Genomic DNA, 11,837 nt, shown 5'->3' on the forward strand with positions numbered 1-11,837 from the left:
TTTTCCACTCTCAAAGCCCTTTTACCCGGTTCCAAATAGCATCCAACTGATCAAAATTACAGTTTTTTAAGGTTTTTTTCTCTTGACTTGCGATTATTTCCATCTTTTCAAAACGATGAATAAATTTTTGCGTCGCATTTCTTAAGACAATCTCCGGCTGAATTCTAAGCAGTCGGGCGACATTTACGATCGAAAAAAGCAAATCGCCCAGTTCTTCTTCAATATTCTCTTGCCGATTTTCCTCTAGCGCTTCTCGCAATTCTTCCATTTCTTCATCAACTTTTTCCAATGCCAGGGATGCCGTTTCCCAATCGAATCCGATTTTCGCCGCTTTTTTCTGAACCTTATATGCCTCCATTAGCGCCGGAAATGTTTTCGGTATGCTTTTCATTTCTGAAGAAATTTTATCGCTATCCGCTTCTCCTGAAAGATCAGTTTCTCCTTTTTCCAAGCGTTTAATGGCATCCCAGTTCGTTTCAACTTCGTCAGGATCAAATTCCATTTTATCCATAAAAACATGGGGATGTCTTCTGATCATTTTTTGATTAATTCCGCTAATCACCTGATTCATCGAAAAGCGATTTTTTTCACTGGCAATTTCGGCATGAAAGACGATTTGAAATAGCACATCCCCTAATTCTTCAGCTAAATTATCCCAGTCTTCATTGTCGATGGCTTCTAAAACTTCGTAACTTTCCTCAAGCAGGTAACTTTTTAAACTTTCATGTGTTTGAGCCCGATCCCAGGAACAGCCTTCCTCACTTCGCAGGGTTTTCATCATATCAAGAGTCCCGTTAAACCCCAAATAAGCATCTTTTTCCGCTGGTATATAGAGGCTGGTAAGATGATTGATGGCATCCATTCGATCCAGCTCATAAAGACAGATTTCCCGAGCTATTTCCTTGCCCGGAATTCCCGAATTAATTAGCAGAATCACCTTTTTTTCGGGATCATACTGTTCCATTAATCCAAGCTTCAACTCGGATGCGATATGGTTATCATACACCTGCGTCACCAAAATACCCTTCTGTGGGTCCGGAGGACTCTTGATACAATCAACGGCATCTAAAATTTCGATCCCCTGGATCGGATCCTCTTCCAGAGCATTCATGGTTACATCTACAAAACTAACTCCGGGATAAATGCGATAATCAATTCCCTGAATTTTTGCTGTTTCAATCAGTTTTACCACTGTTTTTTCGCCAAACAGAGGATTTCCCGGGACCGCATAAACAATCTTTTCACCGGTTCTCACCACTGACAAAAGTTCATTAACAATCTTATTATAAACAGCCTCAAAAGAATCTTCAGTTTCATAATAATGGTCAAAACTTTCATAAACAATTCCTTCTTCCCGAATAAAATCCATCACCGGATGGATTTCTGTTCTGAAGAAATTTCGATTTTTATTTTTTAATAGTTTTAGTGTTTCCAGCGTCATATGACCTGGATTTCCGGGGCCTAAGCCCACAATATCAATTTGTGGCATCTCAAAACATCCTTTCTTAATCATCTCCGGTTATGAATATGATTGTTTTTTCTTCCCGGGATAAGCCCATTAATACGATTGTACACAACCAGCAATTTCTGACTTCCAGGAAGGTATCTAATTTCCTCTTCTGTAATTCCATTTATTAAAATCATAATAACAGAATAAACCAGCGCCCCAACAATCAGAGCAACTAAGATCCCCATAAATCTGCCCAAAATCATTGCTACTCCCGTATAAGCCAAATGTGTTATAAATCCCATGATAACAGCAGCGAACAAAGGCTTAATGAGCATATGGAAGAAATCAATTTTTACTCCAGTAAAGCGTTTTACTGAAAGAAAGTTTGCCACAGTTAAATAACCAAAGGTTATCATACTGCTGATAACGATGCCCTGGATGTTAAACGCCGGAATAGAAAGAAATATCCACCCGGTAATAAAACGAATGATGATGGCCACGCCCAGGTTAATAAGGGGGATCCGAAAGCGATCTATGGACTGAAGGACACTCTGAAAGGTATTCGACAGCATCATGAAAATAGTTGCATAGGAAAAAGTGCTCAGAATGGCTCCGCCATAAGGAGCCCCCGGGAAAAGCAAGTCAAATATGCCATATGAAAGCACCGATAAACCAATACAGCAAGGAAATGCCAGTAATAAAATAATGCGAATAGACAGCATTATCTTCTGATTCACTTCTTTATGGTCACGACGAACAAATGATTCGGAAATCGTCGGGATCATGGCCACAGCCAACGTTCCACTTAAAATCAACGGGATGTTAATGAGCTGCTCGGCATTAGTGAAATCTCCAAACATCATGGTGGCAGTCACTTCATTAAAGCCCGCTACCCCTAAACGTGAAACATAAATAAATGAGTCAATGGTTGAAAACAGTGAAACTAAAGCAGATGTTAATGTAACTGGAATAGAAATGATAACCAATCTTTTAAAAAGCCATCGATTGGAACGCTGTCGCCTTCTTGTTCGCGTTTTTAAAAGACGTTTGTTTTTTGTTGCAAAACTATGATAAAGATAGCTTAAAAAGGCGGTGGCGACAATTCCTCCTGCCGTGGCTCCAAATACGGCTCCTCCGACCCCCAGACCGATACCAAAATTGCTGACTAAAAGCCAACATAAAATCACGCCTAAGAAGACGCGGATAATCTGTTCGACAATTTGTGAAATAGCTGTTGGCGTCATAATTTGAAAACCTTGAAAAAAGCCTCTGTAAGCAGAGCAAATGGATATAAAGAAAGGTGATAAGGCAATCGCTACAATTGCCGGGTAACTTTCCGATGTCCAGTGTGCCGTTTTAACAATCCACTCGGCGCCAAAAAATAAGAACAATGTCGAAGCACCGCCTAATATTACCAGTGCCATCATTGAAAGTTTAAACACCCGATGAGCTGTTGCATACTCCTTCTTGGCTATATTTTCAGAAACCATTTTTGAGATTGCCATCGGAAAACCAACCGTTGATACCATTAATAATAAATTATATATATTGGTAACATTTCCATAGATTCCATTCCCATAACTTCCAACCAATTGATACAATGGAATTTTAAAAAAAAGGCCCAGCAGCCTAGATAAGATACCTGCTGCCGCTAAAATAGTAGCGCCTTTTAAATAACTTGATTTTTTCTCAGACATAAATAAACCTCTTTATTTTTTTCTGCACAACCCAATGATTGACCTTTGTCTTTGCAGATTTTTTTATTATATCCTTTTCGCTGTAGCAGCGCAATGAAAAAGCACTGAATATCAGTGCTGGGATAAGTACTTTTAGACTGTCGACAAAATGCAAAAGCAAGTCCTGGAGACAATCGTAAATCATTGTCTCCAGGACGAGTTTATCAATGTGCTTATTTAAATTCTTTTTTCATAAACTTTTACGTTTAAATCTGTTTTAAGCTGATTAACATAGGCATCTGCCGGTGATATGATGTCATAGATAGTGATTTTTGTTTTAGCAACAAGTTTATCCTTAAGTTTTGTGTATTCATCTGTGACCTTTTCACTTTTAAGTGCTGCTGTTATTTCGTCTTTTTTATCTTCTATTGATGCTACTGTACCTTGTGTTTTGCCGTAGACAAAAATAACATGGTAGCCGTAACTTGATTTTACCGGCTCACTAACGGTGTTGACATCCATATTAAAGGCGGCATTCGAAAACTCTGATACCATCGAGCCATAAGTAAATGCGCCTAAATCTGAAGCATCCTGAACGCCATCTGTGCCCTTGTATTTTGCCATAATTGCATCAAATTCTTCTGGTGTTTTGACATCTTTTGCTTCTGCATAAATCTGATCTGCCAGTGCCTGGTCGGTGGTTAAAATATGTTTTGCTGAAACCGTACTGGTATCATACGACTTCTTATTATCATCGTAATACGTTTGAATTTCCTTGTCTGTCACTTTTATGGAGTCTTTCAAACTTGCCTGGATGGCCATGACAGTCGCTGAAGCAGTGGCCTCCTGTTTTTCAAAGTCGCGGAACTGAGCGACGGTGAGATATTTTGCGTCCAGGAATGACTGTAAATTGGCATCTCCTGAGAGCATATAATTTAAGAAAGCATCCTGAGTCGTGATGTAATTATCAATATCAGCTTGATTTGGAGTGATTTTGTTTTCCTCGGCATATTTCATCATGGCTTTTTGTTCCGCAATCGTATTAAAAATCGTCTGGTTGGTCGTCTTCATTGTTGCCGCATCCGTTGCCAAAGCTTTCTGAGTCTGATAATAGGTTGTTAATTCTTCATTGGCTAAACGATAGTTATAAATATCTTTTTTTACATCATCATCACCAATTTTTCCAACGACAGTATTTAGCTCTTTACTGGGATCAGCTTTCAAAGCATTCTCATAATTTGTTTCCTGAGTGCTTGAATAGCTATAATCGATCAGAAAATCCTTCATAAAAGCTTCAAAGGAAGTTGCGTCGGTGTTGTAAGCTGCCAGCTCAGAAGCATATTTAGCATCGCCAAGAGATGTTTTTAAACTGCTTATCATGCTATCTGAATTGGCAGAGATCGTGGCTTCATCAATCGTGACGCCATCCTTTTTTGCCTGAGCAGTCAACGTGTTGACCCGAACCAGATCATTCAAAATATCCGTTCTTAAAGTCTTCAAGTCAGCCCCAGTCGGAAAAGTCTTGCTGCTTGCATCATAATACATTTGATAATAGGCCATATAATTGTTAAAGCTTTCTTTTAATATTGGTGTTCCATCGACTTCCGCTACAACCTGTTTTTTATCCTTTTCGGGATCCACTTTAACTAAGCTGCATCCGCTAGCCAGTATACCGATAAGGACAACCCCAATCAGCAGCAGGGATACGCTTCTAAATCTTTTCTTTTCCATATAATTCTCCTTAATATTATTAATAATCTTGGACAGTTTAACATAAAACAACAGCTTTTTACCTTAATTCTTTGCTGCCGCAGCAATTGAAAGAAATTTGCCAAGCTCACTTAAATAGGTCTGATCCTTTTCGTGTTTTAATAAGATCTTCCAGCGTACCTGGTCCTTTTTTCCCGCATTGAATTTTATATTATATTTTTCAAAAAGCTGTTTTATTAATTCAGGATCCGGAATTGGTATATCCCGGTTATTATCGAAAGTGAATAAAACACTATTTCCTCTTTCCCTAATTTCAGTTATTCCTAGCGATTTTCCTAAGTGTTTAATCATCGCCAGGGCCATAAGATTGTAGACTCCATCGGGAATTTCTCCAAAGCGATCTAACAGTTCATCTTCCAAGTCCTCATAATCTTCTGCCGATTTAACATAGGATAATTTTTTATAGATATCATACTTAAGCTCTTCATCCGAAATAAAATTCTCTGGAATATAGCTACTGACATTTAAATTGATAATCAATTCGCTGACCGGGTACTCTGGTTCATTGCCCAAACGCTCATTGACGGCTTCATCCAGAATCCTACAATAAAGTTCATAACCAATGGTTGCAAGGTTGCCTGATTGAGCTGATCCCAAAATATTGCCAGCTCCCCTGATTTCTAAATCACGAAGAGCAATTTTAAATCCCGAACCAAAAGCCGTAAAATCCTTGATTGCTTTCAAACGCTTCTGAGACAGTTCTGAAAGCACCTTGGGTCGATGAGTCACATACGTATAACCTTGAACATCAGACCGGCCAACACGGCCTCTTAATTGATACAATTGTGAAAGGCCCATATAATCTCCATTATCGATAATAAGGGTATTGGCGTTCTTAATATCCAATCCCGACTCGATAATCGTGGTTGTCACCAGAACATCATAATGATACTCGAGAAAGTCCATCATAATGTCTTCCAGTTCAGATCCCGTCATCCGTCCATGGGCCACCGCAATTCGAGCTTCCGGGACTAATTTTTGAATTTTTCTGGCCACTTCAAAAATATCATGAATTCGGTTATGGACAAAATATACCTGCCCCTTTCTCCCCAGTTCCCTTTCGATGGCATCTTTAACAATCGCCTCATTAAATTCCATCACATAAGTTAAAACCGGCCGCCGGCCGGCTGGCGGTTCATCGATGACACTCATATCCCTTACCCCGATCATCGACATGTGCAAGGTTCTGGGAATGGGTGTCGCACTCAGGGTTAGGACATCAACATTTTCTTTTAGTTGCTTAATGCGTTCTTTATGTCCCACTCCGAAACGTTGTTCTTCGTCAACCACAAGTAATCCCAAATCCTTGAACTTCACATCTTTTGATAAAAGACGATGGGTTCCGATAACCAAATCAATTTGCCCCACCGCCAATTCCTTGATGGTCTTCTCCTGTTCCGTTTTTGTTCTAAAACGACTGAGGACTCCAACATTCACCGGATACTTTTTAAATCGATCCATGACGGTTTGATAATGCTGTTGCGCCAGAATGGTTGTCGGTACTAAAAAAGCCACTTGTTTGCCTTCCATAACCGCCTTGAAAACAGCTCGAAGCGCTACCTCGGTTTTTCCGTAGCCCACGTCTCCGCAAAGCAAACGATCCATGGGACGTGTCGATTCCATATCGGCCTTAATTTCTTCCACTGCCTGAAGCTGGTCATTGGTTTCCTCATGCGGAAAAGACTCCTCAAACTCCCTTTGCCAACTGGAGTCAGGGCCAAAGGCATATCCCGTCAAGCTTTGTCTTTTGGCATACAAAGCAATCAATTCATCCGCCATCTCTGCGACAGCCGCCTTTACCCGGGATTTTGATTTGCCCCAATCATTGGTTCCCAGTTGATTAATCTTAGGTTTCTTCTCGCCTGTTCCCACATAAACCTGAATAGCATCCATTTGGTCCACCGGACAATAAAAGCGGGCATCATTGGCATATTCAATGACCATCAGATCTTTAATGGTTTCATCAATTTTTAATTGCTCAATGCCGCGGTAAATTCCAATCCCATGCGTATCATGAACCACAAAATCGCCCTGGTTAAGCTGCGTAAACGAATCTATTTTTCTGCCTTTTTTCCGTCGACGCTTCTTATCCCGGCCGGATTTCTTTATTATTTCACTTTGATTGATACAAACCAAATTCTCTTCAGGGAGTTCAAATCCACCGCTTATTTCCCCGATTGATAGCTGAATGCCGGGTAAAACATCATTGGTAAAGCGATAAATCTCTGCCTCTGCGAATAATTGTTTTAGTTTTTCCAAACCCGCCGCATCCCGAGCCCGTAAATTAATGATTGCATCCTTATCCAGCTGTTTTTTAATGAATTCAATAAACAGTGGCAGCTGCCCTAAAAATGAGTCATTGTCTTTCACGCCCATGTCCAGAGATATTCCTTTTTTGCCCCGGGATGCAAACAAATGGTATTTTAATTGGGTTTGTTTTTCCAACGATTTCTCAATTTTTGAAAATGAATAAAATTTATTCTTTTCTTCCGGAAACATCAAATAATCCCGCATCAAAATTTCGAGATCGCTTTGTAATTTTTTTTGAAAAATTCCCTGGGCTTCTTTTATCCTGGGTGGTTCATCCCAAATAACAAGACACTCTTCCAAATAATCCAGCAGCGACGCATCCGTTTTCGCAAAAGAAAATAACGTTTCATCATGTCCAGTTGGATCCTCATTAATCCGTTCAACCAACCCGATATATTCAACATTCTCGTGATAACTTTTTTTGATTTGTTTTAACGCCTTATTTCGTTCATCCTCTTTGAGAATAATTTCCCTTCCGGGAAGTATTCTTACTTCCTCAAGGTTATGCGTTGACAATTGCGTTTCCGGATCGAAACTTCGAATTGATTCAACGGTATCCCCAAAAAAATCAATCCGATAGGCTTGAACCCCGGTTGGCGGAAAAACATCAATAATCCCACCGCGGCGAGCAACCTGTCCCTTTGCTTCAACTTGAGAAACGGCTTCATATCCCAGCTCAAAAAGACGGTTTGTTAATTCCACCGGATCACAAGTTTCCTCCAAAGACAAGGAAAAGCCCAGCGCTTCAAATTCTTTCCGGGGCATCAATTTTTTCAAAAGTGTTTCGGCACCCACTACCACCACAAATTTTTCGTCGGACAGTATTTTTTCAAACACTTTCAATCGTTGATGACTAATCTCGCGGCTGTGAACATCAGCAAAATAATCATGGATGGGTTCCATGGGAAAATACAACACTTTTTGCGGCAGAATTGTTTCCAACTCCTGAGTCACTTTTTGGGCCTGATAGTCTGTTGCTGTTACATAAAGAATCCGCTCACTGGCATGGTGAAAAATCTGGCCGGTAAGAACTTCTTTAAAACCACCGTTCATATTGGAAAGATTAATTATTTCTCCGGAAGACAGGTGATTGATGATTCTTTGTATTTTTTCTACCTTCATAAGGTTTTGATAAAGTAATTCCATTTGTCACTTCTCTCATTCATAAAACACGGATAGCCCAGGTTTCTCAACCCGGGCCCATGACTGTCCGATATCTTTTACGCGTTCTTCATTATTTTCAATTTTCCAAACGATCCGTTTCTTCTTTTTTTCTGCGAACGTTGACCTGATTCATTGCCAGGTCAACGCCGTCCTTTACAAAATAGTCGATCCCTTTAACCGCTTCCAGCACGGCACTTTCCATTAATGGGATTTCGCTTTTTGCAAAATGCCCTAACACAAAATGAACTAAATCGGCACCTTCTTTTGGTCTGCCGGTACCAATCCGAATTCTCGGAAAATCCTGACTTCCCAAGCTCTGGATAATGGAACGCATGCCATTATGGGTTCCGGCACTGCCCCGCTGCCTTATTCGCACATCCCCAATTGCCAAATCAATATCATCGTAAATGATAAGCAGATTTTCTAAAGGCACTTGGTAGAAATTCACCAGACCGGCGATACAAAGCCCACTGTTGTTCATGAATGTCGTCGGTTTGGCCAGCAGGATCTTTTCTCCAAACTCGCGATAAACACCGGTCAGACCATTCTGTTCTTTCTTTTTTACTAGTATGCCTTTTTTTTCGCTGAGATAATCAATGACTTCAAAACCAATATTATGTCGGGTCCCATCATATTCTTTGCCGATGTTTCCCAGTCCCGCAATCAGATACATGGTTTTTATCCTAAGCGTATCTTCCCACAAAAAGCTTACTTAAAGAACGTCCAAAATGTACATAATCAATGGCACGGCCAAAAAGCGTTCCGGTGGATAAAATTTTGATTTTTTCAATCTGTTTTTCCTTTGGAATAACCAGGGTATTCAGGGTTACTAATTCTTCAATGGCTGAATCCTGGATCCGCTGAATAGCCGGGCCCGAAAACACGCCATGGCTGCAAGCGGCAAATACGGAATTAGCACCAAGTTCAACCAAGGCATTGGCCCCACTTGTTATGGTTCCGGCAGTGTCAATCATATCATCGATTAAGATACAGTTTTTCCCTTTAATATCTCCGATAACATTCATAACCGCTGTTTCATTAGGACGGGGACGTTCTTTATCAATAATCGCAAATGAACAATTTAAGGCTCTGGCCAATTTTCGTGAACGCTTAACACTTCCGGCATCCGGTGATACGACTACCATATTCTCCAAATTTTTGTCTCGGTAGTATTCTGTAATCAGTCCACTCCCTGACAAATGATCCAACGGAATATCGAAGAATCCCTGAATTTGGTTTGAGTGAAGATCCATGGTGATAACGCGATCCGCTCCAGCCGTTGTCAACAGATTTGCCACTAATTTTGCCGTAATCGGATCTCTTGATTTTGCCTTGCGATCCTGCCTGGCATACCCATAATACGGCATTACCGCATTAATTCGCCCGGCCGAAGCACGCTTCATCGAATCAATCAGAATTAGCAATTCCATTAAATTTTCGTTAACAGGCGTTCCGGTCGATTGAATAATAAAGACATCCGCACCACGAACCGATTCATTAACATTGATTGAAATTTCGCCGTCACTGAATCTGATAACCTCAGCATTACATAATTGTATCTCCAGATACTCGGCAATTTCCTTGGCCAGTGCAAGATTTGAGTTTCCGGCAATAATCTTAATTCCACTATACTTTCCATCCATACGTTTCATACCTCTTCTTAATTTTCTCTTTTTCTATATTTTTTTTATGGTGTCTACTTATTTTTTAAATAGCCAACCTTATTAACCTGTCTGGCTCTGGCGATCGCCAGGCTTTCTTCCGGGACATCATCAGTAATGGTCGATCCTGCCGCGATGTATGCCCCTTCTTTGACGGTTACCGGAGCAATGAGGTTGGTGTTGCACCCCACGAAAGCACCCTTTTCAATAACCGTTCGGTATTTTTTCTTTCCGTCATAGTTCACAAAAACAGTTCCGCAGCCAAGGTTTACATTCTCCCCCACGTCACCATCTCCAATATAGGTTAAATGAGCGGCTTTTGCGCCGTCCGCCATGGTGGAATTTTTAACTTCTACAAAATCTCCAACCTTGCAATGTTTGCCGATATGACTGCCGGGACGAATATAGGCATAAGGACCAACATTTGTATCATCATCCACGTCACTATCCAAAATAGTGGCGTGCTGAATCGACACGCTGTTTCCGATTTTTGCATTCACCAAACGGCTGTTTGCGCCAATTGTACAATCTCTGCCGATAGCGGTCTCTCCCTCAAGGATTACCCCGGGATATAGAATGGTGTCTTGACCCACTATCGATTGACTGCTGATATAGGTGGTTGCCGGATCAATCATGGTCACACCAGAATCCATCAGTTTTCGATTAATTCGTCTTCGCATAACGGCTTCAGCCTCAGCAAGTTGACTTTTCGAATTAATTGCCTGAATGTCTTCATAATCCGGAGTCGTATAAGTCCCGGCAGTTTTTCCCATTTTTCTCATAATTTCGATAATGTCAGTTAGATAATATTCACCCTGAACATTATTTGTTTGGAGCTCTTTAAGTGCAAAAATAAGCGTTTGAGCATCAAAACAGTACATCCCTGAATTGATTTCCTTTACTTTTTTTTCTTCCGACGAGGCATCCTTTTCTTCCACAATTTTAATCAGCTCCGCTGCTGAGTTTTTTATCATCCGACCATATCCGGTGGGCTCATCAAATTCTGCAGTTAAAACCGTAACGCTGTAGCCATTTGTTTCATGCACCGACATGAGACTTTTGATTGTTTCCGGTCTAATTAAGGGCGCGTCTCCTACCAGCACGATCAGATTTCCCTGGAATTCATCAAAAAACGGCAGTGCTTGTAAAACAGCATGTCCGGTACCCAACTGTTCTTTTTGAAGGATTGTCGCGATTTCGGAAGGCAGGCTGTCCTTGACTGTCTCGGCCTGAAAACCGACAATCACTCCAATATCATTGATTCCACACTCTTTGCTTGCCTCGACCACATAATCCAAAATATTTTTTCCGCATACCTGATGCAATACCTTTGGCTTTTGTGAGTGCATCCGTGTTCCCTGGCCGGCCGCTAAGATTATTGTTTTTGATTTGTTCATTTTTGGCCTCCAAATATAAATTAATAGTTAACAACAAAAAAAGGGAAGCACACCCTCCCTTTTTTATTTTAACTTTTATTCTTCTTCGTAATCTACTTCTAGTTCAACTTCTGCTTCTTCTTCATTGGTTTTCTGGTTATCCTCTGCTATGGCCTTTTCGTAAGCACGCAGGACACATTCCTGCATTTCACGACGGGTACCCATATTTATGGGATGTGCAATGTCTTTAAATTCGCCATCCGGTGTTTTCCGGCTGGGCATCGCAATAAAAAATCCGCTTTGCCCCTCAATTACCTTAATATCATGAACAACGAATTGATCATCAAAAGTAACCGAGACAATCGCTCTCATTTTACCATCTGGATACGTTTTCCGTACTCTTACGTCTGTTATTTCCATCTCGTAAGCT

The 11,837-nt window shown here is 40.7% G+C and carries 8 protein-coding genes; all 8 read right to left on the bottom strand.

Going from position 1 to position 11,837, the window contains the following annotated elements:
* Positions 1–10: 10 nt before the first annotated feature.
* The 8 genes from yabN to spoVG all read right to left on the bottom strand — a co-directional run bounded on the left by yabN (position 11) and on the right by spoVG (position 11,827).
* Entirely contained in the window at positions 11–1,489 is a 1,479-nt protein-coding gene (gene yabN, locus FZC40_RS03805; protein ID WP_148602586.1) for a bifunctional methyltransferase/pyrophosphohydrolase YabN, read from the bottom strand.
* A gap of 20 nt (positions 1,490–1,509) precedes the next feature.
* Complete coding sequence (locus FZC40_RS03810) at positions 1,510–3,147, bottom strand: putative polysaccharide biosynthesis protein (RefSeq protein ID WP_148602587.1); 1,638 nt, start codon at positions 3,145–3,147, stop codon at positions 1,510–1,512.
* A 216-nt stretch (positions 3,148–3,363) separates the two neighbouring features.
* A complete protein-coding gene (locus FZC40_RS03815; protein ID WP_148602588.1) occupies positions 3,364–4,857 on the bottom strand; it encodes a SurA N-terminal domain-containing protein in 1,494 nt (497 codons plus the stop codon).
* Between the two features lie 63 nt (positions 4,858–4,920).
* A complete protein-coding gene (gene mfd, locus FZC40_RS03820) occupies positions 4,921–8,352 on the bottom strand; it encodes a transcription-repair coupling factor (RefSeq protein WP_148602589.1) in 3,432 nt (1,143 codons plus the stop codon).
* A gap of 94 nt (positions 8,353–8,446) precedes the next feature.
* Positions 8,447–9,043 carry an aminoacyl-tRNA hydrolase gene (gene pth / locus FZC40_RS03825; RefSeq protein WP_148602590.1) on the bottom strand — a complete coding sequence of 199 codons (597 nt, stop codon included), beginning with the start codon at positions 9,041–9,043 and terminating at the stop codon, positions 8,447–8,449.
* 10 nt (positions 9,044–9,053) lie between these two features.
* The gene (locus FZC40_RS03830; RefSeq protein WP_148602591.1) at positions 9,054–10,013 is read right to left on the bottom strand and encodes a ribose-phosphate diphosphokinase; all 960 of its coding nucleotides are present in this window, start codon (positions 10,011–10,013) and stop codon (positions 9,054–9,056) included.
* A 53-nt stretch (positions 10,014–10,066) separates the two neighbouring features.
* Positions 10,067–11,428, bottom strand: coding sequence for a bifunctional UDP-N-acetylglucosamine diphosphorylase/glucosamine-1-phosphate N-acetyltransferase GlmU (gene glmU, locus FZC40_RS03835; RefSeq protein WP_148602592.1), 1,362 nt, complete (start codon positions 11,426–11,428; stop codon positions 10,067–10,069).
* Positions 11,429–11,503: 75 nt separating this feature from the next.
* A complete protein-coding gene (gene spoVG / locus FZC40_RS03840) occupies positions 11,504–11,827 on the bottom strand; it encodes a septation regulator SpoVG (protein ID WP_148565491.1) in 324 nt (107 codons plus the stop codon).
* Between the last annotated feature and the right edge of the window lie 10 nt (positions 11,828–11,837).

This window comes from Acetobacterium tundrae, assembly GCF_008086615.1.
Lineage (GTDB): Bacteria > Bacillota > Clostridia > Eubacteriales > Eubacteriaceae > Acetobacterium > Acetobacterium tundrae.